General features: G+C 52.8%; 20 protein-coding genes. 10 read left to right on the top strand and 10 right to left on the bottom strand.

The window, feature by feature from the left end; genetic code table 11:
• Positions 1-298: 298 nt before the first annotated feature.
• The 4 genes from stiA to QEN31_RS18950 are packed head-to-tail and all read left to right on the top strand — an operon-like array spanning position 299 to position 5,230.
• Positions 299-838, top strand: a complete 540-nt coding sequence (gene stiA, locus QEN31_RS18935) for a Sti fimbria major subunit StiA (RefSeq protein WP_000777532.1) — start codon at positions 299-301, stop codon at positions 836-838.
• A gap of 47 nt (positions 839-885) precedes the next feature.
• Positions 886-1,569 carry a fimbrial biogenesis chaperone StiB gene (stiB, locus tag QEN31_RS18940; RefSeq protein ID WP_001086408.1) on the top strand — a complete coding sequence of 228 codons (684 nt, stop codon included), beginning with the start codon at positions 886-888 and terminating at the stop codon, positions 1,567-1,569.
• 26 nt (positions 1,570-1,595) lie between these two features.
• A complete protein-coding gene (locus QEN31_RS18945) occupies positions 1,596-4,142 on the top strand; it encodes a fimbrial outer membrane usher protein (RefSeq protein ID WP_001231776.1) in 2,547 nt (848 codons plus the stop codon).
• 8 nt (positions 4,143-4,150) lie between these two features.
• Positions 4,151-5,230 (top strand): fimbrial protein, encoded by a 1,080-nt coding sequence (locus QEN31_RS18950; RefSeq protein WP_000794043.1) that lies wholly within the window; start codon positions 4,151-4,153, stop codon positions 5,228-5,230.
• Between the two features lie 116 nt (positions 5,231-5,346).
• Here QEN31_RS18950 and QEN31_RS18955 read toward each other — a convergent pair whose 3' ends face one another.
• A complete protein-coding gene (locus tag QEN31_RS18955; RefSeq protein ID WP_000983418.1) occupies positions 5,347-6,117 on the bottom strand; it encodes an ABC transporter permease in 771 nt (256 codons plus the stop codon).
• The gene (locus QEN31_RS18960) at positions 6,114-7,040 is read right to left on the bottom strand and encodes an ABC transporter ATP-binding protein (RefSeq protein ID WP_000150619.1); all 927 of its coding nucleotides are present in this window, start codon (positions 7,038-7,040) and stop codon (positions 6,114-6,116) included. The genes QEN31_RS18955 and QEN31_RS18960 overlap by 4 nt, the downstream gene beginning before the upstream one ends.
• A gap of 108 nt (positions 7,041-7,148) precedes the next feature.
• On the opposite strand from QEN31_RS18960, the gene can reads away from it, so the two are divergent.
• A complete protein-coding gene (gene can / locus QEN31_RS18965) occupies positions 7,149-7,811 on the top strand; it encodes a carbonate dehydratase (protein ID WP_000651591.1) in 663 nt (220 codons plus the stop codon).
• A 57-nt stretch (positions 7,812-7,868) separates the two neighbouring features.
• Here can and hpt read toward each other — a convergent pair whose 3' ends face one another.
• Positions 7,869-8,405 (bottom strand): hypoxanthine phosphoribosyltransferase, encoded by a 537-nt coding sequence (hpt, locus tag QEN31_RS18970; protein ID WP_000683342.1) that lies wholly within the window; start codon positions 8,403-8,405, stop codon positions 7,869-7,871.
• 205 nt (positions 8,406-8,610) lie between these two features.
• Here hpt and QEN31_RS18975 point away from each other — a divergent pair, with 205 nt between their 5' ends.
• On the top strand, positions 8,611-11,001 hold the full coding sequence (locus QEN31_RS18975; protein WP_000829731.1) for a glucose/quinate/shikimate family membrane-bound PQQ-dependent dehydrogenase: 2,391 nt from the start codon (positions 8,611-8,613) through the stop codon (positions 10,999-11,001).
• Positions 11,002-11,078: 77 nt separating this feature from the next.
• Here QEN31_RS18975 and cueO read toward each other — a convergent pair whose 3' ends face one another.
• On the bottom strand, positions 11,079-12,689 hold the full coding sequence (gene cueO / locus QEN31_RS18980) for a multicopper oxidase CueO (RefSeq protein ID WP_099949713.1): 1,611 nt from the start codon (positions 12,687-12,689) through the stop codon (positions 11,079-11,081).
• A gap of 201 nt (positions 12,690-12,890) precedes the next feature.
• On the opposite strand from cueO, the gene QEN31_RS18985 reads away from it, so the two are divergent.
• The 3 genes from QEN31_RS18985 to speD all read left to right on the top strand — a co-directional run bounded on the left by QEN31_RS18985 (position 12,891) and on the right by speD (position 15,020).
• Positions 12,891-13,238 (top strand): YacC family pilotin-like protein, encoded by a 348-nt coding sequence (locus QEN31_RS18985; protein WP_000846613.1) that lies wholly within the window; start codon positions 12,891-12,893, stop codon positions 13,236-13,238.
• Between the two features lie 106 nt (positions 13,239-13,344).
• Positions 13,345-14,205, top strand: a complete 861-nt coding sequence (gene speE, locus QEN31_RS18990) for a polyamine aminopropyltransferase (RefSeq protein ID WP_000829968.1) — start codon at positions 13,345-13,347, stop codon at positions 14,203-14,205.
• 20 nt (positions 14,206-14,225) lie between these two features.
• Positions 14,226-15,020 (top strand): adenosylmethionine decarboxylase, encoded by a 795-nt coding sequence (gene speD, locus QEN31_RS18995; protein ID WP_000734276.1) that lies wholly within the window; start codon positions 14,226-14,228, stop codon positions 15,018-15,020.
• A gap of 29 nt (positions 15,021-15,049) precedes the next feature.
• On the opposite strand, the gene QEN31_RS19000 is transcribed toward speD, so the two are convergent.
• The 5 genes from QEN31_RS19000 to yacL form a co-directional block, all read right to left on the bottom strand.
• The gene (locus QEN31_RS19000; RefSeq protein ID WP_000678254.1) at positions 15,050-15,817 is read right to left on the bottom strand and encodes a DeoR/GlpR family DNA-binding transcription regulator; all 768 of its coding nucleotides are present in this window, start codon (positions 15,815-15,817) and stop codon (positions 15,050-15,052) included.
• A gap of 9 nt (positions 15,818-15,826) precedes the next feature.
• Complete coding sequence (locus tag QEN31_RS19005; protein ID WP_000448745.1) at positions 15,827-16,810, bottom strand: D-threonate 4-phosphate dehydrogenase; 984 nt, start codon at positions 16,808-16,810, stop codon at positions 15,827-15,829.
• Positions 16,800-18,071, bottom strand: a complete 1,272-nt coding sequence (dtnK, locus tag QEN31_RS19010; RefSeq protein WP_000782192.1) for a D-threonate kinase — start codon at positions 18,069-18,071, stop codon at positions 16,800-16,802. Before dtnK ends, QEN31_RS19005 begins: the two co-directional genes overlap by 11 nt.
• On the bottom strand, positions 18,068-19,021 hold the full coding sequence (locus QEN31_RS19015; protein WP_001022089.1) for a 2-keto-3-deoxygluconate permease 1: 954 nt from the start codon (positions 19,019-19,021) through the stop codon (positions 18,068-18,070). The genes dtnK and QEN31_RS19015 overlap by 4 nt, the downstream gene beginning before the upstream one ends.
• 234 nt (positions 19,022-19,255) lie before the next feature.
• Positions 19,256-19,618 carry a protein YacL gene (gene yacL, locus QEN31_RS19020; protein WP_000384308.1) on the bottom strand — a complete coding sequence of 121 codons (363 nt, stop codon included), beginning with the start codon at positions 19,616-19,618 and terminating at the stop codon, positions 19,256-19,258.
• Positions 19,619-19,863: 245 nt separating this feature from the next.
• On the opposite strand from yacL, the gene QEN31_RS19025 reads away from it, so the two are divergent.
• Complete coding sequence (locus tag QEN31_RS19025; RefSeq protein WP_000536990.1) at positions 19,864-20,706, top strand: HNH endonuclease; 843 nt, start codon at positions 19,864-19,866, stop codon at positions 20,704-20,706.
• Positions 20,707-20,766: 60 nt separating this feature from the next.
• On the opposite strand, the gene acnB is transcribed toward QEN31_RS19025, so the two are convergent.
• On the bottom strand, positions 20,767-23,364 hold the full coding sequence (acnB, locus tag QEN31_RS19030) for a bifunctional aconitate hydratase 2/2-methylisocitrate dehydratase (RefSeq protein WP_000888962.1): 2,598 nt from the start codon (positions 23,362-23,364) through the stop codon (positions 20,767-20,769).
• Between the last annotated feature and the right edge of the window lie 268 nt (positions 23,365-23,632).

Genomic DNA, 23,632 nt, shown 5'->3' on the forward strand with positions numbered 1-23,632 from the left:
CACGATCATTTTTTATTCAAAAAAATTTGCATTATTTTTAAAATTGTTAGCAGCCTTCATAGAATCTGGCCCATTAAAGGGTAATCACGGCGATTCAATTAAACAAACACTCACCAAAATAATTGATTAAATATATATTATAAATATTTCATATTTATGTATTCTGAATTTTTCTTCGCGCCGTAAAAATCATCGGACATTATATTTACTCATTCGGGAATAAAAAGAACAATAACTTTCCACACTATAGATATTGTTACTATGTCAATATTTATAATATCTTAAAGGATCAAAGATAATGAAACTCTCCTTAAAAACACTCACTGTGGCACTGGCCGCCATCACCCTCTCCCCCGCCGCGCTGGCAGACACCGCCAAAGACGGCACCGTACATATCACCGGCCTCATTAAGCAAAACGCCTGTACGGTAAAAACGGATTCAGTAGAGGTGACATTACAGGAAGAATTTGCCTCTCTTTTCACTGCCGCAGGGCAGACGGCAGGGGATACAGACTTCACCATCGAACTCGAAAACTGCGACGCAAACGTCTACAGCAGTGTACAGGCGCGCTTTGAAGGCACACTCGACGGAACCGATGCGACCATCCTGAAAAATGAGGATGATGCTGAGAATATTGGCGTGCAAATTCTTGATAAAACTAGCACCCCTATGACCTTTAACGATCTTCAGGCATGGTCTGCCCCAGTCAACCTCCCTACAGCAGAGGGGGTGACGGAACTCTCAATGCCTTTCACCGCCCGCTATATCGCCACCGCGGTTCCCGTTAAGTCGGGAACGGTCGATGCAACCGCAACATTCTATCTGCAATATAACTGATCCTGGTGGCCAGCGTCGGCTGGCCCCTTTGTTTATTGAGGTCATCAATGAATTCATTGGCTAAAGCAGGGTTGCTTTGTTGCCTGTTGTGCGGTTCGCTGGCGCATGCCGCAGGGATAAACATCGGCACAACGCGGGTTATTTTTCACGGCGATGCCAAAGATGCGTCCATATCGATAAGCAATAGCGACAACGTTCCCTATTTAATTCAGTCCTGGGCGCAATCGATCAGTGAAACCGGGGCGAGCGGTGATGCGCCGTTTATGGTCACCCCGCCGCTTTTTCGCCTTAATGGCGGGCAAAAGAACGTACTACGAATTATCCGTACCGGCGGCAATTTGCCGGAAGATCGCGAGTCGCTGTACTGGCTGGATATTAAATCGATTCCCAGCAGCAATCCGGACAATAAACACAACACACTCATGCTGGCCGTTAAAGCGGAATTTAAGCTGATTTACCGGCCAAAAGCGTTAACCCAAAAACCAGAAGAGGTTGCCGATCGGTTAACGTGGTCGCGTCAGGGTCGCACGCTCACCGTGAAGAACCCCACGCCCTATTATATGAACTTCGCCACCCTTTCCGTTGGCAGTCAAAAAGTGAAAGCCCCGCGCTATGTGGCGCCTTTCGGCAACGCGCAGTACACGCTGCCTGCCGCCGCCAGCGGCCCGATTGTCTGGTCTATCATCAACGATTTTGGCGGTACTGGCCCCGAACATAAACAAACGCCTTGAGAAGAGTGACAGGGATGAGAGTGCCGATGCGCAAAAGGCAACACCGGGTATTTTATTTATCGCGCTGCGCTGTGTGTATCGCGCTGGGCAGCACGTTCACACACGTTGCATGGGCGCGCGACTATTTCAATCCGGCATTTATTGAAAACCATGGGCAGGCGAATCGCACAAGCGTCGATCTGTCGACATTTGATAACGACAAAAGCCAGCTGCCTGGCACCTATTACGTCACTATCAATATCAATAAAACAGAAATCGGCGCACGAAACGTTGATTTTCAACTCGCGACGCTCAGTGACGGTCAACAGGCATTACAGGGCTGTTTACGGCTCCAGGAACTAAAAGATAACGGCGTCAAAACCGACCTTTTTCCAACGCTGGAGAGTGAAAAAGGCTGCGTCGATCTCAGCGTTATCCCCGGCGCCAGCCAGCGGTTTGATTTTCAGCAACAGGCATTATCAGTAAGCATCCCGCAACTCTACATCGCCAATAACGCACGCGGCTACGTACCGCCGGAAAAGTGGCAGGAGGGGATTACCGCGCTGATGCTGAACTACAGCTTCAGCGGCTATAAAGAGTACGGTTCCAGTGAGGATTCCGACGATGCGGAATCGAAGTATCTCGCTCTCCAGCCGGGTTTTAACCTCGGGCCGTGGCGTTTTCGCAACTACAGTAACTGGAGTTCAAATAACGGCGAGAACGGTAGCTGGAACAGCGTTTATAACTATTTACAGCGCGACATTATCGCGCTGAAAAGCCAGTTCACCGCCGGAGACAGCAATACGCCATCCGACGTGTTCGACAGCGTACCTTTTCGCGGCCTCCAGCTCACCTCTGACGATCAAATGCAGCCCAACAGCCAGCGTGGTTACGCCCCGACGATTCGCGGCATCGCCCGCTCAAACGCGCAGGTTATCGTGCGGCAAAACGGCTATATCGCCTATCAGACCGCCGTTTCGCCGGGCGAATTTGAAATCAACGATATGTTTCCCACCGGCAGCAACGGCGACTATGACGTGACGGTAAAAGAAGCCGACGGCAGCGAACAGCATTTTATCGTGCCCTACTCTTCGCTGCCGATTCTGCAGCGCACCGGACGGGCAAAATACAGCGTGACCGTGGGTAAATATCGCGATTATAACAACCACGCGCTGGACGACTTCGGCCAGGCGACCCTGCTGTACGGCCTGCCGTGGGGCATCACCCTGTACGGCGGCAGCCAGATTGCCGGCGATAAATACCAGTCCGTCGCCTTCGGCGTCGGGCAAAATATGCAGATGCTGGGGGCCATTTCCCTGGACGGCATCTGGTCGCACGCCAAATTTGACGATGGCCGCAAAGAAATCGGGCAATCCTGGCACGTCCGCTACAGCAAGGGCGTCGTCAGTACGGGCACCACGTTTTCGCTGGCCGGCTATCGTTACGCCAGCGAAAACTACAATTCGCTGAGCGAGGTGATCAACCCGGACGACGATTTTTATGATAACTACGGCAAGCGCCATAATCGTTTCGAAGCTTCGGTCAACCAGCAAATTAGCAATACGCTCGGTTCCTTAACGCTAAGTTGGGTCAAAGAAGATTACTGGCACAGCGCGCAGCAGATGGAATCCCTGAGCGCCAGCTACAACAATAGCTGGGGTCCGGTGAGCTATACGCTGAGCTACAGCTATAACAAAAACACCTACCAGTACCGTTCGGACAATGACGATGATGACAACGACGACGATCGTTATAACCAGAACGATCGGCTGTTCACGCTGTCGCTGCACGTTCCGTTTACGGTGTTCGATTCCAGGCTATACGCCAGCTATATGCTGAACACGCGTAAGCACGATGCCACGGTGAACAGCACCACCCTTAGCGGCACCGCGCTGCGTGACAGAAACCTGAACTGGTCGTTACAGCAAAGCCACAGCACACAAGACGGTGATTCCGGCGGGGTAAACGCCAGCTATAAAGGCACTTATGCCAACCTCAACGCCGGTTACAATCAGTCGCCAGATAGCCAACAAGTCAGCTACGGCATCAGCGGCGGCATTCTGGCGCACGAAAACGGTATTACCCTGAGCCAGCCGATTACCGGCGCGGCGATTTTAATTAAAGCGCCCGGCGCCAGCGGCGTTTCGGTTGAAAACCAGACCGGCGTCGCCACCGACTTCCGGGGTTATACGGTGATCCCCAACGTCACGCCGTATTATCGCTACGATATCTCGCTCGACAGCAGCACGTTTGCTGACAACGTGGATATTCCGCTCAACAACCAGACCGTCTACCCGACGCGTAATGCGGTGGTGCGCGCGGCGTATGACACGCATAAGGGCTATCGCGTGTTGTTAACGCTGACGCGCAGCAATGGCGAGCCCGTGCCCTTTGGCGCGACGGCAAGCGTCGATGGGCAGGATGCGAACCTGGCCAGTATCGTCGGCGATAAAGGCCAGGTCTTCCTCAGCGGCCTGCCGGAAGAGGGCCTGCTGCTGGTGAACTGGGGAAGCGCCTCTTGCCGCGCGGATTACCGCCTGGATATCAGCAAAAATATGAACGGCATAGTGATGGCGAACGCCGTCTGCCAGTGAGGAACACAATGAAGAATTTATGGATGCTGCTGGCGCTATCGCTATTTTCAGGCCATGCGCTGGCAGACGGAACGATGGGCAACGGAAGCGGCTGGTGTCAACCCACCAGCGGCACGCATAATTTCTTTTTTCCCCTTGACCAGACCATTACCGATACGGATGAGAACCAGGCAGGGAAAATAGTCAAAGAGAGTTGGTCGGTCGGCGGCGAATACAGCGCCAGGTGCGACTGCGATAATAAAGATTATCAGGGCGTTAACTATTTCACCGCCACGACCGGCGATTTAACACAAAAAGGAACGTACAGCGAAGCGGGTAGCAATGGGCAACAGATGGATTTTTATGTTCTGGTCGCGGGTAAGCTGGAGATTGGTACGGAAACCTACATCGTCGGTAACCTGAAACAGTATATCCCCGTTCCCTTTTCAGCGATCAGTAATCAGGACCCCACCGCAGGCGGGTGTACGGGCGCGGACATAAACAAAATGTCCGCAGGGAATAAGGGTAACGTGCGTATTTATATTACTCACCCATTGGTAGGTGAAATCACCATTCCTGAGACGACGATTATGAATCTCTATTTGTCAAAAACGCCGGGCAGCAGCGGAGATAATATTCCCCCTTCCGTTCCACCGATGGCGCACGTCACCATGTCCGGGACCATTACCGTGCCGCAGTCCTGCTCCATCAACGCCGGGCAGGTTATCGAGGTCAGGCTACCGGATATTGAGGGCAAAGATATTCGTCACCTCGGCGACAGCCCGCAGAACTCGCACGTCACCACTCAGGTAAACTTTACCTGTAGCAACGTGGCGGACGGCACCAACCTGTCAATGTCATTAAATGGCGCAACCGATCCGCACAACCCGGACTACCTGAAAACTGACAATGAGAATTTGGGGATACGGATTTCCGATAAATACGATAATACCATCGTTCCCGGCGGCAGCGCCGAATTGCCGATTGAAGATTACACTGACGGTAGAGGCAGCACCGAGTTCACCGCCGCGCCGGTCAATACCACCGGACATGTTCCCCACACCGGAGAATACCAGGCCACCGCCACGCTGGAGATTCAGATTCGCTGAGAGAAGCGTTGGGTTTCGACAAGCCTCACCTACCGACCCGTAACCCATTGATATTACGGACCCGTAGATGAAGTGAAGCGAAGCGCAACCCAACGCCCCATCTCCCCAGTCAGCGCTTAACTGCGCAACCCGCGCCCGCGCTGGATCAGCGACCAACACAGCAGATAGAAAGCAGCGATAAAGATCACCAGTACGCCAAACGTCGTCACCAGCGGCACATCATGGATACCCAGAAAACCATAACGGAAACCGCTGATCATGTAGACGATCGGGTTCAGGTGCGACAGCCCTTGCCAGAACGGCGGCAGCAGCGTCAGCGAGTAAAATACCCCGCCGAGGTAGGTCAGCGGCGTCAGCACAAAGGTCGGGATCAGACTGATATCGTCAAAGGTTTTCGCAAACACGGCGTTCAGCAGTCCGGCCAGCGAGAACAGAATCGCGGTCAGAATCAGCGTTAGCGCGACAAATACCCAGGAATGCACCTGGAAAGGCACGAAAAAGAGCGAAATCGCCGTCACCAGAATCCCTACGCACAGCCCGCGCGCTACGCCGCCGCCGACAAATCCGGCGATGATCACGTGCGTTGGTACCGGCGCGACCAGCAGTTCCTCAATATTGCGCTGAAACTTGGCGCTAAAAAATGACGACGCGACATTCGCGTAGGAGTTAGTAATGACCGCCATCATAATCAGGCCCGGCACAATAAATTGCATATAGCTAAAACCATGCATTTCGCCGATGCGCGAACCAATCAGGTTACCGAAAATAATAAAATAGAGCGTCATGGTGATGACGGGCGGCACCAGCGTTTGCACCCAGATCCGCATAAAGCGGTGGATCTCTTTCGCCCAGATGCTTTTAAGGGCAACCCAGTAAAGCTGCATCATGCGCGATCTCCTTGTTTTTCATGCACCAGCGACACAAACAGTTCTTCCAGACGGTTGGCTTTATTACGCATACTTAATACCTGAACCCCCTGCTCGCTCAGTTGGCTAAAGACACTGTTAACCCCCTGCTCGCGTAACACTTCCACCTCCAGAGTCGAGGTATCCACCAGACGATATTGATAACCCGTAAGCTTAGGTAGCGGGCTTTTTGGCGCTAAATCCAGAATAAACGTCTCCGATTTCAGCTTTGAAAGCAGATTTTTCATGGAGGTATTTTCCACCAGCTCGCCGTGCTGAATAATACCGATATTGCGGCACAGCATTTCTGCCTCTTCCAGATAGTGGGTGGTAAGAATAATCGTGGTGCCTTTGGCGTTTAAATCTTTCAGGAATCCCCACATCGAGCGACGCAATTCGATATCGACGCCCGCCGTCGGCTCATCGAGAATCAATAGTTTAGGCTCATGCATCAGCGCGCGGGCGATCATCAGGCGGCGCTTCATCCCACCGGAGAGCATCCGCGCGCGTTCATGACGTTTTTCCCACAGATCGAGCTGTTTTAAATACTTTTCGCTACGTAAAACCGCCTCTTTATGTTCCACGCCGTAATAACCCGCCTGATTCACTACGATCTGTTGCACCGTTTCAAACGGGTTAAAGTTAAACTCCTGTGGCACCAGTCCAAGCTGTCGCTTGGCGTTAACCACGTCTTTTTCCAGGTCGTAACCAAAAACGTTAACGCGCCCGGACGTTTTATTAACCAATGAGCTGATAATACCGATGGTGGTCGATTTCCCTGCTCCATTTGGCCCCAGAAGCGCGTAAAAATCCCCCGCTTCGACCTGCAAATCTATGCCGCGCAACGCCTGAACGCCGCCGGGATAGGTTTTTTTAAGTTGTTGAAGTTCCAGCGCAATGGTCATAAATTCTCACTTACTTTACGTTCTTACACTTTATATATGGTTTAAATAATTACGGAGTTGCCCTATATTAGCCCAACGCACTTATTTGGTTACAGGTCGTTAACTTCCATGAAAGACATAGATACACTCATCAGCAACAATGCACTATGGTCAAAAATGCTGGTGGAAGAGGACCCCGGATTTTTTGAGAAACTGGCGCAAGCGCAAAAACCGCGCTTTCTATGGATTGGATGTTCCGACAGCCGCGTTCCCGCAGAGCGTTTAACCGGGCTTGAACCGGGCGAATTGTTTGTTCACCGTAATGTGGCTAACCTGGTTATTCACACCGATCTGAACTGTCTCTCCGTGGTTCAGTATGCGGTAGATGTTCTGGAAGTTGAGCATATTATCATTTGCGGCCACTCCGGTTGCGGCGGTATCAAGGCTGCGGTAGAAAACCCTGAGCTGGGCTTGATTAATAACTGGCTGCTGCATATCCGCGACATCTGGCTTAAACATAGCTCGCTGTTGGGAAAAATGCCCGAAGAGCAACGTCTGGACGCGCTCTATGAATTGAACGTCATGGAACAGGTCTATAACCTGGGGCATTCCACCATTATGCAGTCAGCGTGGAAACGCGGTCAGAATGTGACCATTCACGGCTGGGCGTACAGTATCAATGATGGCCTGCTGCGCGATCTTGACGTCACCGCCACCAACAGAGAAACGCTGGAGAACGGCTATCATAAGGGTATTTCCGCCCTAAGTCTGAAATACATTCCCCACCAATAAGCCATTAGCTATAGGCCGGATAAGTCGCTTTAGCGACGCCATCCGGCATTTCTGCGCTTACTCGTCCAGCAGCACCACTTTACCAACATACGGTAGATGGCGATAACGCTGAGCGTAGTCGATACCGTAACCGACTACAAATTCGTCCGGAATCGAAAAGCCAACGAACTCAACCGGCACGTCCACTTCGCGGCGAGAAGGTTTATCCAGCAGCGTACAAATCGCCAGCGATTTCGGCTCGCGCAGGCCCAGGATTTCACGGACCTTCGACAGCGTATTACCGGAATCAATAATGTCTTCGACAATCAGCACGTCTTTACCACGAATATCTTCATCCAGATCTTTGAGGATTTTCACGTCGCGGGTGGTGGACATGCCGCTACCATAACTGGAGGCGGTCATAAAATCGACTTCATGAGGAACCTGGACTTCACGGCACAGGTCCGCCATAAACATAAATGAGCCACGCAACAGACCTACCAGCACCATTTCACTGCCGCTGTCTTTATAACGTTCGGTAATCTGACGACCCAACTCGGCAATACGTGCTTTGATCTCCGCTTCGGGGATCATGACTTCAACAGTATGTTTCATATTTATAACCATATGATTTAAAAACAAATCACTCAATGCCGGTGACTAATAACGCCGCATTGACGCGCAAGGCACGCAGTATAACAGCAAACGTATTCATTCGCGGCATTTGATAAGAAAGCTCATTTTGTGATGACGATCACACATGTTAATTCCTATACTTAATTGCTACTAAAAAATTAACAATTTGGGATGGTGTCTTTTTATGGCAGAAAATAACGCACGATCGCCACGATTACTCGTGACGCTGACGGCCCTCTTTGCAGCACTTTGTGGGCTGTATCTTCTTATCGGAGGTGTCTGGCTGGTTGCTATTGGCGGTTCCTGGTACTACCCCATCGCGGGCCTCGTGATGCTGGTTGTGGCCGGATTGCTATGGCGCAGTAAACGTGCCGCACTGTGGCTGTATGCCGCCCTGCTGCTGGCGACAATGATTTGGGGCGTGTGGGAAGTCGGGTTCGACTTCTGGGCGCTCACGCCGCGTAGCGATATCCTGGTGTTTTTCGGCATCTGGCTAATATTACCGTTTGTCTGGCATCGGCTGGTGGTTCCTTCCAGTGGCGCAGTGGCGGCGCTGGTCGTGGCGTTGCTGATTAGCGGCGGCATTCTGACCTGGGCCGGCTTCAACGACCCGCAGGAGATCAACGGTACGCTTCGCGCCGACGCCACGCCCGCCGCAACAAGTTCGTCGATCGCCGACGAAGACTGGCCGGCCTATGGGCGCAATCAGGAAGGCCAACGCTATTCGCCGCTGAAACAGATCACTGCGGATAACGTTCACCAACTGAAAGAAGCGTGGGTCTTCCGCACCGGCGATCTGAAACAACCCAACGATCCGGGTGAAATCACCAACGAAGTGACCCCGATAAAAGTCGGCGATACGCTTTATCTGTGTACAGCTCACCAGCGTCTGTTCGCGCTGGACGCCGCCAGCGGTAAAGAGAAGTGGCATTTTGATCCTCAGTTGAAGACCGATTCGTCTTTCCAGCATGTGACCTGCCGCGGCGTCTCTTATCATGAGGCCAAAGCGGATACCGCCTCGCCGGAGGTCATCGCCGACTGTCCGCGCCGTATTATCCTCCCGGTCAACGACGGTCGCCTTTTCGCGGTGAATGCCGAAACCGGCAAGCTGTGTGAAACCTTCGCCAACAAAGGCGTCCTGAATCTGCAAACCAATATGCCGGATACCACACCGGGACTGTATGAACCGACGTCGCCGCCGATTATCACCGATAAAACAATTGTCATTGCCGGTTCGGTCACGGATAACTTCTCTACCCGCGAAACGTCCGGCGTTATCCGAGGTTTTGATGTTAATAGCGGTAAACTCATGTGGGCCTTCGATCCGGGGGCGAAAGATCCGAACGCGATTCCAGCCGATGAGCACGCTTTTACCTTTAACTCGCCGAACTCCTGGGCGCCTGCCGCCTATGATGCGAAACTGGATCTGGTCTATCTGCCGATGGGCGTGACCACGCCGGATATCTGGGGCGGTAACCGCACGCCGGAGCAGGAGCGTTATGCCAGCTCCATCCTGGCGCTGAATGCCACCACCGGGAAACTGGCCTGGAGTTATCAGACCGTCCATCACGATCTGTGGGATATGGACCTGCCGGCACAGCCGACGCTGGCGGATATTACCGTTGACGGTACTACCGTTCCGGTTATCTATGCGCCAGCGAAAACCGGTAATATCTTTGTGCTGGACAGACGTAATGGCGAGCTGGTCGTGCCCGCCCCGGAAAAACCGGTCCCGCAGGGCGCGGCAAAAGGCGATTACGTCGCCAAAACTCAGCCGTTCTCTGATTTAACCTTCCGCCCGAAAAAAGATCTCTCCGGCGCGGATATGTGGGGCGCGACCATGTTCGACCAACTGGTGTGCCGCGTCATGTTCCACCAGTTGCGCTATGAAGGTATCTTCACCCCGCCGTCCGAGCAGGGGACATTGGTATTCCCTGGCAACCTGGGGATGTTTGAATGGGGCGGTATTTCCGTCGATCCAGACCGTCAGGTCGCTATCGCTAACCCGATGGCGCTGCCGTTTGTCTCGAAGCTGATCCCACGCGGCCCGGGTAATCCAATGGAGCCGCCGAAAGACGCGAAAGGTACCGGTACAGAAGCGGGTATTCAGCCACAGTACGGCGTACCATTCGGCGTCACGCTGAATCCGTTCCTTTCGCCGTTTGGCCTGCCGTGTAAACAACCGGCCTGGGGCTATATTTCCGCGTTGGATCTGAAGACCAATGAAATCGTGTGGAAGAAACGTATAGGGACGCCGCGCGACAGTATGCCGTTCCCGATGCCGGTTCCGGTGCCGTTCAACATGGGGATGCCCATGCTGGGCGGGCCAATCTCAACCGCCGGTAATGTGCTGTTCATTGCCGCGACCGCCGACAACTACCTGCGCGCTTATAACATGAGCAACGGGGAAAAACTGTGGCAGGGACGTTTACCCGCCGGAGGCCAGGCAACGCCTATGACCTATGAGGTAAACGGTAAGCAGTACGTGGTCGTTTCTGCCGGAGGCCACGGTTCGTTTGGTACGAAGATGGGCGACTATATCGTGGCCTATGCTTTGCCTGACGACGCGAAATAACCATTAATGCCCGGCGTATGCCGGGCATTGTGCCGGGTGGCGGCTTCGCCTTACCCGGCCTGCGTCACAGACATCGGTCAGACCGTAAATCCTAACATCATTCCCGTATCTTCATGTTCTAACAGATGACAGTGCGCCATATAGGCATGTTCCTTCGGCGCGTCGTGATCGAACTTGACCAGCACTTCGCTGATACCGCCCTCAACGCGTACCGTATCCTTCCAGCCCGTTCTGTGCGCCGCTGGCGCTTTGCCGTTCTCTGACAAAATACGGAACTGGGTGCCATGAATATGGAAAGGATGCAGCATCATGTCACCCACGCCGGAAATCACCCAACGTTCATGTCGGCCTTTTTGCGCCGCGAACATCGGTTTGTTCATATCGAAGACCTGGCCGTTGATAAAGTTAGCGTTATGGAAGTCGAATTTTCCGCCGTGATTCATATTGCCCATCGCGCCATGATTCATCCCGCTGTGATCCATGTTGCCATGATCCATCTCGCCATTCCCCATATTGCCGCCCTGCATATGCGCGTTCATGCTGTCATGATCCATGCCGCTCATCGCCTGAGCGCCATATTTCTTCATCAGCATTTGCATCCCCATCATATCAAGGCGCGGGTCCATCGACAGTTTCAGGTTGCGCACCGTCAGCCCTTCCAGCGACGGCAGCGCCGGCATCGTCGTCAACGTATCCGGCAGCGTACCGGAGGCGGTAATCCGCAGCGGCTGGATACGCATCACCGGATGCGGTTTATCAAACGGAGCGATCGCCATTCCCATCTGGCTGACCGGCAGGGTCACCAGATCAAAGGCTTTCCCGTCGCTGATATCCACCAGCACTTCAAAACGCTCGCCCATTAATAACGGCAGTTCGGTGACTTTCACCGGCTCCGCCAGCAGGCCGCCGTCGCTGGCGATCACATAAAGCGGGCGATTATCGCTGGCGGCGATATTCAGCGAGCGCGCATTACAGCCATTTAGCAAGCGCAGACGTAGCCAGCCTTTCGGCGCGGAATGCTGCGGATAGATAGCGCCATTGGTCAGCAGCGTATCGCCAAACCAGCCGACGGCGGCGGTCATAATATCCAGTTGATAATCAATCTGGCCATCGGCGGAGAAGCGTTTGTCCTGAATGATCACCGGCACATCGTCGATGCCCCACTGTTTCGGCAGGCGCAATTTGCGAATCTCGTCATCTTCAATCAGCACCAGCCCGGCAAGGCCCATCGCCACCTGGCGCCCGGTTTTGCCGTGTTTGTGCGGATGAATCCAGCAGGTCGCGGCGCGTTGCTCCGGCGTAAACGTCACCGTGCGGGTTCCGCCTGCGGGAATAATCCCCTGCGGGCCGCCGTCGACGATGCCCGGAATCTCCAGACCATGCCAGTGAAGCGTCGTGTCTTCGGCCAGTTGGTTATGGATATCAACGGTCACGCTTTTTCCTTTGTGAAGCTGTACCGCTGGCCCCAGCAAATTACCGTTGTAGCCCCAGGTTGTCGCGTTCTTACCGGCGAATGTCGACTGTCCGGCTTTAACAATTAACTGCATACGGTTGCTCGCATCTGCCGTTAACAGGTCAGGAATAGGCAACGCGGGACGTTCGGCGGCAAAAGCGGCGCGGCTCCACAGCGGCAGCGCTGATGCAACCCCCAGCGCCACTGAATATTTTAAGAAATCACGGCGTAACATAATCATTTCCTTATAATGAACAGGCGGGTGTCTAAGCTTAGACCCTGCCCTAACGGGAAGGTCAAGCCAGCAACACGTCTTTACCATTCCTGACAGCAATACAATAAGAATGAAAACGCCGCGACCAATCCTGATAATAAAAGTCGTCGCTACGTTCTCAGTATGCTAACGTTGACTTTCCCTGATGCCGTGGTAGAAGCAATGAAGACGTTTTTCAGACCCGTGTTGTTTGGCAGCCTGATGGCCTTATGCGCAAATAGCTATGCGCTTACTGAATCCGAAGCTGAAGATATGGCCGATTTAACGGCAGTTTTCGTTTTTCTGAAAAATGACTGTGGTTACCAAAATTTACCCAACAGCCAGATTCGCCGTGCGCTGGTCTTTTTTGCCCAGCAAAATCAGTGGGACCTGAGTAACTACGACACCTTCGATATGAAATCGTTGGGCGAAGACAGCTACCGCGATCTTAGCGGCATCGGTATTCCGGTCGCTAAAAAATGCAAAGCTCTGGCCCGCGATTCTCTGAGCCTGTTAGCCTACGTTAAATAATCCTCCGTGATCCTATTGCTGAAATAATGACCGTGCATCCACGGTCATTGTTAGCTATGATGTTGCGCCCTTTTTTTACGGGTGTTAACAATGGAGGTATCAGCCAATGGCCGAAAATACGATGTGGCATGAAACGCTACACGACCAGTTTGGTCAGTACTTTGCCGTAGACAACGTTCTGTATCATGAAAAAACCGATCACCAGGATTTAATCATCTTTGAAAACGCCGCTTTTGGCCGCGTGATGGCGCTGGACGGCGTGGTACAGACCACCGAACGCGACGAGTTTATTTATCATGAAATGATGACCCATGTCCCGCTGCTGGCGCACGGTCATGCGAAACACGTTCTGATTATCGGCGGCGGCGACGGCGCAATGCTACGTGAAGTTACCCGGCATAAAAACGTCGAAACCATCACCATGGTAGAGATAGACGCTGGCGTAGTCTCGTTTTGCCGCCAGTATTTACCCAACCACAATGCCGGCAGCTACGACGATCCGCGCTTTACGCTGGTAATCGACGACGGCGTGAATTTCGTCAATCAAACCCATCAGACCTTTGATGTGATCATTTCCGACTGTACCGATCCGATAGGCCCCGGCGAAAGCCTGTTTACCTCCGCCTTTTATGAAGGCTGTAAGCGTTGCCTGAATCCGGGCGGCATTTTTGTCGCCCAGAACGGCGTGTGCTTCCTGCAGCAGGATGAAGCGCTCGACAGCCACCGCAAGCTGAGTCATTACTTCAGCGATGTCGGCTTCTACCAGGCGGCGATTCCGACCTATTACGGCGGCATTATGACCTTCGCCTGGGCGACGGACAACGACGCTCTTCGCCACCTGTCGAGCGAAATTATTCAGGCACGTTTTCATGCCGCCGGCCTCAAATGTCGCTATTACAACCCGGCTATTCATGCCGCTGCATTTGCGCTACCGCAATATCTACATGACGCACTGTCCGCACAGTGACGTTAAGGAGGTGATAAAAATTGAAAAAGCTGAAACTGCATGGCTTTAACAATCTGACGAAAAGCCTGAGTTTTTGTATTTACGATATCTGCTACGCCAAAACCGCAGAAGAGCGCGATGGCTATATCGCCTATATCGATGAACTCTATAACGCCAACCGACTGACCGAGATCCTGTCGGAGACCTGCTCCATTATCGGCGCAAACATCCTGAACATCGCCCGTCAGGATTATGAACCCCAGGGTGCCAGCGTCACGATTCTGGTGAGCGAAGAGCCGATCGACCCGAAACTTATCGATCAAACCGAACATCCCGGCCCGCTGCCGGAAACCGTGGTGGCGCACCTCGATAAGAGCCATATCTGCGTGCATACCTATCCGGAAAGCCATCCGGAAGGCGGGCTATGCACCTTTCGCGCCGACATCGAAGTGTCAACCTGCGGGGTGATTTCACCGCTAAAAGCGCTCAATTACCTGATCCACCAGCTAGAGTCCGATATCGTCACCATCGATTACCGCGTGCGCGGCTTTACACGCGACGTCAACGGTATGAAGCACTTTATCGATCATGAGATTAATTCTATTCAGAATTTTATGTCGGAAGATATGAAGTCGCTGTATGACATGGTGGATGTAAACGTGTATCAGGAAAATATTTTCCATACCAAGATGCTGCTTAAAGAGTTCGATCTTAAGCACTACATGTTTCACACCAAACCGGAAGATCTCACTGAAACCGAACGCCAGGAGATCACCGCCGCGCTGTGGAAAGAGATGCGCGAGATTTACTACGGCCGCAATATTTCTGCGGTCTGATTCACCACTGGCAGCGCCTGACGGCGCTGTCACTCCGGCTGCACCAGCGTTAGCGCAAAAGCGCGCCCTTTCAGTTCAACCTGCGCTGACGGCGGCAGATTGACGTCGGTAATCACGTCATTAAAGCGCTCAAGCGGCACCACATTAAAGAGCGAATGCGCGCCATACTTACTGCTGTCCGCCAGCAACACTTTGCGCTGCGCATTAGCAATAATCTCCTGTTTAAGCCCGGCCTTATCTTCCGTTGGGGTCGTCACGCCCGTTTTTACCCCCCATGAATTACAGCTCATAAACGCGATGTTCGGGTAAACGCTGCGCAACAGCTTGCGCCCATGCTCACCGATACAGGACTGACTGCTGTCATCGATACGACCGCCGACAATCGTCACTTCAATTTGCCGGAACTCAGCTAAAAACAGCGCAATATGCAGATCGACGGTGATGACCCGCAGCGGAAGATGGGTTAAGCATTTCGCCAGTTCCATCATTGTCGTACCGGCATCCAGCACGACGGCATCGCCAGCATTGACCAGCGATGCGGCAACGCGTGCGATCGCCCGTTTTTCAGCGGGCGATCGCAGTTGTTTTTCATTGGTGGTGGGCTGGGCGGGTTCAAAACGTCGCAGCGCCACACCGCCATGACTACGGCTGATCACGCCCTGCTCATCCAGCTTGATCAAATCGCGACGGATAGTGGCTGGCGATGCGTCAACCGCCTCAACCAGCTGTTCTACCGTAACCAGCGTATGGTTTTTCAGATACGCCACAATGAGATCCAGACGGTGTTGTCCTTTCATAACAGGGAATTATGCCAGTTGCATTGCCAGTTTGATCGATACGGCCATGCTCTCAGATTTTGCTTTTCCCGTCCAGGCGATATCAAATGCGGTGCCATGATCAGCAGAGGTCCGAATAAACGGCAGCCCCGCGGTGATATTCACGCCATCATAAAAGCCAAGCAATTTCAACGGGATATGCCCCTGGTCATGATACATCGCCACCACCATATCATACTGCCCCTCATAAGCCTGGAGAAATACAGTATCCGGCGGGCACGGCCCATAAACGTCCATACCTTTTGCGCGGGCATCGGTAATGGCTGGCGTCAGGATACGCGTCTCTTCATCGCCAAACAGGCCATTCTCGCCCGCATGAGGATTCACGCCTGCCACGGCGATACGCGGTTTAACGTAACCCACACGCTTGAGGAAAGTATCAGCAATGCCAATCACCGTTTCGACACGCGCGGTACTTAACGTATCAAGGAATTTACGCAGCGCGATATGCGTTGAAACGTGAATCACTTTTAGTTTATCGGTGTAAAGTACCATCGCGTAATCGCGGCTATGGGTCAGGGTCGCGAGCAGCTCGGTATGGCCCGGATAGTTGTGCCCCGCCAGGTGCAGCGCCTCTTTATTCAGCGGCGCGGTAGCGATAGCCTGTACGTCGCCCCGTAACGCTAACTCGGTGGCGCGCTTCACGCAGCGATACGCTAAATCCCCCGCCTGCGCCTGAACTTTCCCGGCCTCCAGCGCCTCCGGCTGCGCCAGCGGCTCATCAATCACATGAATGATGCCGGGCGCAAAACGCGCTTCGGCGACCCGTTCAATGGCCCGTAACTCGACGTTCGGCGTGATGCCCTTCGCCTGTAAACGTTTCAACGTTGCGAGGCATCCAATAACCACCAGCGGCGCGCCGTTGAGACCGTCTTCGCTTAGCGCTTTAACAATAATTTCCGGCCCAATGCCCGCTGGATCGCCCATGGTAATGGCAACGGTTTTAGTCTCCACAATACATCTCCTCAATATAATAAAGCGCGTCACACAACGTACTGTCTGAACCGAATCCGCCCGCTTTGGTAATGACCGGCAGATCGTCAATTTCGCTGTTTACAAACGTTCCACAGGGAATACAGGGCGCCACCTCGCTCTGAATGCGATAACCTTCAGCGCCAAGCGCGCCGGCGACGGCGGTAGCGATATCGCCGCCGGTCAGAAACAGCCCGCCAATCCGCGCCTGCTCGATAATGTTTAACGTGACGACGCCAAGCCGCTGGCTCAGTCGCTCGCCCAATTGCTGACGGCTCATCGCGGATTTTTCGCACAACGCGTCGATTAACTGTCGATCTTCTGCGCGACGGCTGGTGCGTAAAATCGTATGTCGATGCTGACTTAACAGCGCGCAGGCCTGCTCTACGACAGACGCGATTTCCTGTTCCGCGCTATCCGACACCATGCGCGCGGCATCGATATCCACGACCTCCGCACGTCCCCGGCACAGCGCATTATCCACCTGACGTCGCGTGGCTTCGCTCATCGAACCGGCCACCACCAGCACCGGCAGCCGCTGCCGGTCTTGCATAAAAAGTTCAACCGGCAACGCATTCGCCAGACCCGCTGCGCCGACGAGCAGCGGCATCGACGGTTGTTCACACGCCGCTTGCGCAATCAACGTCAGGTCCCGCTCTTCCACCGCATCCACGACGATAATCCCTTCGCCCTCAGCCGCATAAGCCGTAAGTAAGGCGCTTAACCCGCCGCGTCGGACATCCTGCAAAAAGACTTCATACACAGGGATCTCACTTTGCAACGCCACTATCTCGGCAATACGGGAAGAGACAATGGGCGTTTTCGGATCGCTGGCAAATTCGGTTTCCAGTAGCGGGACGCCATTAACCAGACATTTTCCTTCAAGCGTCGTGCGTCCGGCCGCAGGGATCGCGGCGGCGATAACGGCCAGTTTTCGCTGACTGGCGCGCATGGCCGCCGTCACTTCGGCGCCGATATTGCCGCGAAATGTGGAGTCGATTTTTTTGTACACCAGCGGCGCTGGCGATGTCTCACACCACGGCGAAAGCGCGGCATAAACGGCAGATGCCGCCTGATCTGCGGGCATCGCCCGGCTTTCGGTGTTAATGACTAACACATCGGCGCGGCGGGACGGTTTTTGCGACGCGCTCAACATGACTTCCGTTCTCGCCCCCTTCTTCGCCAACTGGACGCCGGTATCATTCGATCCGGTAAAATCATCGGCGATAACTATCATTTTCATGCGTTTTTCTCCAAAGAAGCCTGACGCGCCTGTTTTTTCGCAACCCAGGAGGTCAACACTGGCGTCAGGATTGCCGTGGTGATCACCGAGGCGGCAATCAGCGGAGCGGCAGCAGCGGCCACCTCGGCGAGCGAAGGGTCGGCCTGCGCAATAGCCAGCGGCGTCGCAACGGCATTACCCGCGGTGCTGGAGGCCGCCGCCCCGGCAATGCCAGTTCCGCCAACCAGACGATCTGCGCGAATATTAAAGAAACCGCCAACGAACGTTGTCAGCACGCCGAGCAGAATTCCGGCAAGTCCGCCTTGCAGTAACATTTCCAGATTGATGCCCGCCCCCAGCGCAAAAGCAAAGAAAGGAATGAGCAGCGGGCCGCCTTTGGTCAAAAAATCGCGCATATGAGGATCAAGATTGCCGAGGATCATGCCGACAACCAGCGGAACCAGCACCGCCACCAGCGCCATAATGGGAATGTTCGCCATCCCTGCCGCGCCCAGCGCAATCATCGTAAAGAAAGGGCCATCATTAAGAGACAAAATAGAGATAGCGCCGACGTCGCGCTCATTGCCGAATTCGCCTACCAGCGCAGCATAAAGTCCGCCATTTGAATTGCTCATCGCCGCGATAATCGCCACGCCGCTCAGGCCAAAAATACCCTCCGCGCCGAAAAGATGCTCCACGCCCAGACCAATGCCGATGGCGACAAGCAACTTAGTGAGCGTAATCGTCCCGCCCTGCAATAACGCCTGGGGCGCGGCTTTCACACTGATACCGGCTCCCATACACAGCAGAAAAGCGCCAATCAGCGGTGCCGCGCCGTTTTTAAATAAGGCAGTGGTAAAACCGCCGATCTCAAGCGCCTGCGGGGCGAAGGTGTTAATGACTGCGCCAATAACGAGCGGTACGACCATCATGCCGCCGGGTACGCGCTCTATTGCTTTTTTGATGTTCATGGTCTTACCGCCTGTTGCTTGTTGTGATTGAATAAAATCATAACGATTATATTCAATCAAATTAAGATCACAAACGCGTCAGATCACAGTTTTAAAATGATTAATAAAAATCAAAAAATCATTCTGCTATAAAAAAGCCGGGATACTCCCGGCTGGAATGTTTGGCGACTTCGTTTCCACTACCGCCCCCAACTGTCCGTCGACTGGCGTTGTGGGACAATAACGAAGAGAGGGTCAGGCTTTACTGACGAATTCCCGATACGCGGCGACGACCCGCAGAAAATCCTCCATGCCGCACAGGGATAAACTCTCTTCATCGTAATAACTCATCCCCTCTTCCATCTCATCGCCGGAAAAATCCAGTTGATTGGCGCGAATCATCACTTCTTCGCCGTCCATCCAGATCGTGTATTCATGCCCTGCTCGTTGCCAGGAGCGTTCGCTGCCTTTGACCGTACGCGCGGCTTGTTCTACTTCATCCAGTAGCGAGAGGTTGTCTTTAACCTCTTCATTAAACCAGTGACCGACCACCTCGTGGCCCATCGACATTCGTACTTTTACCCCTCCGGTAACGTCGCGCAGAAATTCGTAATCCATGATCTGTTCCTCTACAAAGGCAATGCGTCACCGCTGCATTGTACCTATGGGTAATTATCGCAGCTATGTAGAGGAAAAAAAGTGGATACGTCTAATTGTCGTAAATTTATCAATAAGAAGATCGGGTTATCTGCATTCTGGTTCCACAAGTAGCATCGTCCCATGCTATCATTATGAATGTAGTAAATTTACACTGCTAGCATGTATAATGATAATTATTATACACTTTATAGTATAGGAATATAATGGGAACCTTAAAGCTTATTCAATATCCATCTCAACTTCTTTCATTAACTATCTCAGATATAATTAACAAACAAAATTTATCCCAGCTCATCCAAAAATCTAAAAAAGATGACAGTGAAAATTGGGAAGGCAAGGATTGGATAATTAAAAACACACCTCAACAAGGAATAAATTGGATAGGAGAACATCCCAATATCAAAGCAGTAATAATAAAAACAAAGGATGGTTCTTACGCTGATGATGGCTGGAAAAATAATGAAAAAACCATATACTCTTACTCATTTAAAGCAGCAAAAGGCATCATTAACTTTAATGATTCTGCGAACCGGGTTCTAATTAACCAACCGATAAGCAACTATCCAATTTTGTTATTTACTGATTCATCTAACAAATGGGAATTTCAGGGATGCTTTAAAATCATAGACATACTAGAAAAAGCAGTCATCTTAGAAAAAATGATAAGTTTCCCAAGTCTAAATGATAAGAATAGTGACAATGATGACGTCATTTTGTATAAAAACGAGCACACTGAAGGAAAAATTAAATACATAACTCATATGTTATCTGAGCGGAATAGAAAAATAATAGATGAAATAAAAGATAACTCGCAATGGGTTTGTGATATTTGTGAGATTAAATTCTTAGATAAATATGGTAAAAACTATATTGAGGCCCACCACAAAATACCAATACATACTTTTACCGGTGAGCACAGAATATTGAAAACTGACTTTGCATTACTTTGCCCAAATTGTCACAAAGCTGTTCATATATACTTAAGAGAGGAAAACCTACAATATGAAGAAGCTAAAATAAAAATACGCAACATCTTAAAAAGATAGAAAATACAGAAACATATAATATGAATAAAAAGGGGGCAATTAGCCCCCTTAAAATGTAAATTAAACCGCAGTCTGGAAAATCACGCCATCTGCTTTCTCGGTGTACTGAGAAAGCTGGTCAAAGTTCAGGTAACGGTAAGTATCCACCGCCGTCTTATCCACCTGTGCCACGTAGGTCTGGTACTCTTCCGGCGTCGGCAGTTTGCCGATCAGCGCCGCAACCGCCGCCAGCTCCGCAGAAGCCAGGAAGACGTTCGCACCGGTACCTAAACGGTTCGGGAAGTTACGGGTAGAAGTGGAAACCACCGTCGCACCGTCAGCCACACGCGCCTGGTTACCCATACACAGGGAACAGCCAGGGATCTCAATACGCGCACCGCTCTTACCGAACACGCTGTAGTAACCTTCTTCGGTCAGCTGCGCGGCGTCCATACGGGTTGGCGGCGCCACCCACAGGCGAGTCGGCAGTTGGCCTTTATGGTTGTCCAGCAGCTTGCCGGCTGCACGGAAGTGGCCGATGTTAGTCATGCAGGAGCCGATGAACACTTCGTCGATCTTCTCGCCCTGCACGTCAGACAGCAGACGCGCGTCGTCCGGATCGTTCGGCGCACAGAGGATTGGCTCTTTGATATCCGCCAGATCGATGTCGATCACCGCCGCGTACTCTGCGTCAGCATCGGCTTCCAGCAGCTGCGGGTCCGCCAGCCATTTTTCCATGCCCTGGATACGACGTTCCAGCGTACGGCGGTCGCCGTAGCCTTCGGCGATCATCCACTTCAGCAGGACGATGTTGGAGGTCAGGTATTCAACAATCGGCTCTTTGTTCAGCTTGATGGTACAACCGGCAGCGGAACGCTCGGCGGAAGCATCGGTCAGCTCAAACGCCTGCTCGACTTTCAGATCCGGCAGACCTTCGATTTCCAGGATGCGGCCAGAGAAGATGTTTTTCTTGCCTTTCTTCTCAACGGTCAGCAGGCCCTGTTTGATGGCGTACAGCGGGATGGCGTGTACCAGATCGCGCAGGGTGATGCCCGGCTGCATTTTGCCTTTGAAGCGCACCAGCACGGATTCCGGCATATCCAGCGGCATCACGCCGGTCGCGGCGGCAAACGCCACCAGACCAGAACCCGCCGGGAAAGAGATACCAATCGGGAAACGGGTATGGGAGTCACCGCCGGTACCGACGGTATCCGGCAGCAGCATACGGTTCAGCCAGGAGTGAATCACGCCGTCGCCCGGACGCAGAGAGACACCGCCACGGTTCATAATGAAGTCTGGCAGCGTGTGGTGCGTGGTGACGTCAACCGGCTTCGGATAGGCTGCGGTGTGACAGAACGACTGCATGACCAGATCGGCGGAGAATCCCAGACAGGCCAGGTCTTTCAGCTCGTCGCGGGTCATCGGGCCGGTAGTATCCTGAGAACCGACGGAGGTCATTTTCGGTTCGCAGTACGCGCCCGGACGGATACCTTTCACACCACAGGCGCGACCGACCATTTTCTGTGCCAGCGAGAAGCCACGGCTGCTTTCCGCCACGTCTTTTGCCTGACGGAAAACGTCTGAGTGCGGCAGCCCCAGCGCTTCACGCGCTTTGGTGGTCAGGCCACGGCCGATAATCAGCGGAATACGACCACCGGCACGCACTTCGTCAATCAGCACGTCGGTTTTCAGTTCGAAGGTTGCCAGTAGCTCGCCGGTTTCATGATTGCGTACTTCGCCTTTGTACGGGTAGACGTCAATCACATCGCCCATATTCAGGTTAGAAACGTCAACTTCAATCGGCAGCGCGCCCGCATCTTCCATAGTGTTAAAGAAGATAGGCGCAATTTTGCCGCCGAGGCACAGACCGCCGCCGCGCTTATTCGGCACGTTCGGGATGTCATCGCCCATGAACCACAGCACGGAGTTGGTCGCGGATTTACGGGAAGAACCGGTGCCCACCACGTCACCCACGTAAGCCAGCGGGTAGCCTTTTTTCTGCAATGCTTCGATTTGTTTGATCGGGCCGACAACGCCTGGCTGATCCGGCTCAATGCCTTCACGGGCGTTTTTCAGCATCGCCTGCGCATGTAACGGGATATCCGGTCTCGACCACGCATCCGGCGCCGGAGAGAGATCGTCGGTATTCGTTTCGCCGGTCACTTTGAAAACGGTGACGGTGATTTTTTCCGCCAGCGGCGGACGGCTCAGGAACCATTCGGCGTCGGCCCAGGATTGCATCACCTGTTTGGCATATTCATTGCCCGCTTTGGCTTTCTCTTCTACGTCGTAGAAGTTATCGAACATCAGCAGGGTGTGGGACAGTGCTTTGGCAGCAATCGGCGCCAGTTTCGCATCGTCCAGCGCATCAATCAGCGGATGAATGTTGTAACCACCCTGCATGGTGCCCAGCAGTTCAATGGCTTTTTCTGGGGAGACCAGCGGGGAGGTGGTGTCGCCTTTCGCGACAGCAGCGAGAAAACCGGCTTTAACATAAGCGGCTTCATCTACGCCAGGAGGAACGCGGTTGATCAACAGGTCTAACAGGAATTCTTCTTCGCCCACAGGCGGGGTCTTCAGCAGCTCGACAAGCGCAGCCATTTGGGTTGCGTCTAAAGGTTTTGGCACAATCCCCTGGGCAGCACGCTCAGCTACGTGCTTACGGTATTCTTCTAGCACGACGATATCTCCTCGCTCTCATTGTCATAATGCGGCGCTTTTGTTGATGGGCGATTCTCTTCACGCTCCTGTGAGACAGTAGTTAGTAGGGTAAATGCCCGGTACCGCATAAGGCACAATAACAGGATTTTCTTTAAGTGTTAATCTGTTTACAAAAAAGCAACATAAAAAAGTGGCTGAATCGTTAAGGATGGTCTAATGCTCTACTGAGACGGGAGCTGCAGCCATAAATGCTTACCTCATTTCGTGCTTTGATCGTCACGTAACG

This window comes from Salmonella sp. SA15303 (assembly GCF_029962125.1).
Classification (GTDB): Bacteria; Pseudomonadota; Gammaproteobacteria; order Enterobacterales; family Enterobacteriaceae; genus Salmonella; species Salmonella enterica.

Excerpts from the sequence above, each read along its gene's own strand:
- stiA (WP_000777532.1), top strand. The coding sequence starts at position 299 with ATGAAACTCTCCTTAAAAACACTCACTGTGGCACTGGCCGCCATCACC.
- stiB (WP_001086408.1), top strand. The coding sequence starts at position 886 with ATGAATTCATTGGCTAAAGCAGGGTTGCTTTGTTGCCTGTTGTGCGGT.
- QEN31_RS18945 (WP_001231776.1), top strand. The coding sequence starts at position 1,596 with ATGCGCAAAAGGCAACACCGGGTATTTTATTTATCGCGCTGCGCTGTG.
- QEN31_RS18950 (WP_000794043.1), top strand. The coding sequence starts at position 4,151 with ATGAAGAATTTATGGATGCTGCTGGCGCTATCGCTATTTTCAGGCCAT.
- QEN31_RS18955 (WP_000983418.1), bottom strand. The coding sequence starts at position 6,117 with ATGATGCAGCTTTACTGGGTTGCCCTTAAAAGCATCTGGGCGAAAGAG.
- QEN31_RS18960 (WP_000150619.1), bottom strand. The coding sequence starts at position 7,040 with ATGACCATTGCGCTGGAACTTCAACAACTTAAAAAAACCTATCCCGGC.
- can (WP_000651591.1), top strand. The coding sequence starts at position 7,149 with ATGAAAGACATAGATACACTCATCAGCAACAATGCACTATGGTCAAAA.
- hpt (WP_000683342.1), bottom strand. The coding sequence starts at position 8,405 with ATGAAACATACTGTTGAAGTCATGATCCCCGAAGCGGAGATCAAAGCA.
- QEN31_RS18975 (WP_000829731.1), top strand. The coding sequence starts at position 8,611 with ATGGCAGAAAATAACGCACGATCGCCACGATTACTCGTGACGCTGACG.
- cueO (WP_099949713.1), bottom strand. The coding sequence starts at position 12,689 with ATGTTACGCCGTGATTTCTTAAAATATTCAGTGGCGCTGGGGGTTGCA.
- QEN31_RS18985 (WP_000846613.1), top strand. The coding sequence starts at position 12,891 with ATGAAGACGTTTTTCAGACCCGTGTTGTTTGGCAGCCTGATGGCCTTA.
- speE (WP_000829968.1), top strand. The coding sequence starts at position 13,345 with ATGGCCGAAAATACGATGTGGCATGAAACGCTACACGACCAGTTTGGT.
- QEN31_RS19000 (WP_000678254.1), bottom strand. The coding sequence starts at position 15,817 with ATGAAAGGACAACACCGTCTGGATCTCATTGTGGCGTATCTGAAAAAC.
- dtnK (WP_000782192.1), bottom strand. The coding sequence starts at position 18,071 with ATGAAAATGATAGTTATCGCCGATGATTTTACCGGATCGAATGATACC.
- QEN31_RS19015 (WP_001022089.1), bottom strand. The coding sequence starts at position 19,021 with ATGAACATCAAAAAAGCAATAGAGCGCGTACCCGGCGGCATGATGGTC.
- yacL (WP_000384308.1), bottom strand. The coding sequence starts at position 19,618 with ATGGATTACGAATTTCTGCGCGACGTTACCGGAGGGGTAAAAGTACGA.
- QEN31_RS19025 (WP_000536990.1), top strand. The coding sequence starts at position 19,864 with ATGGGAACCTTAAAGCTTATTCAATATCCATCTCAACTTCTTTCATTA.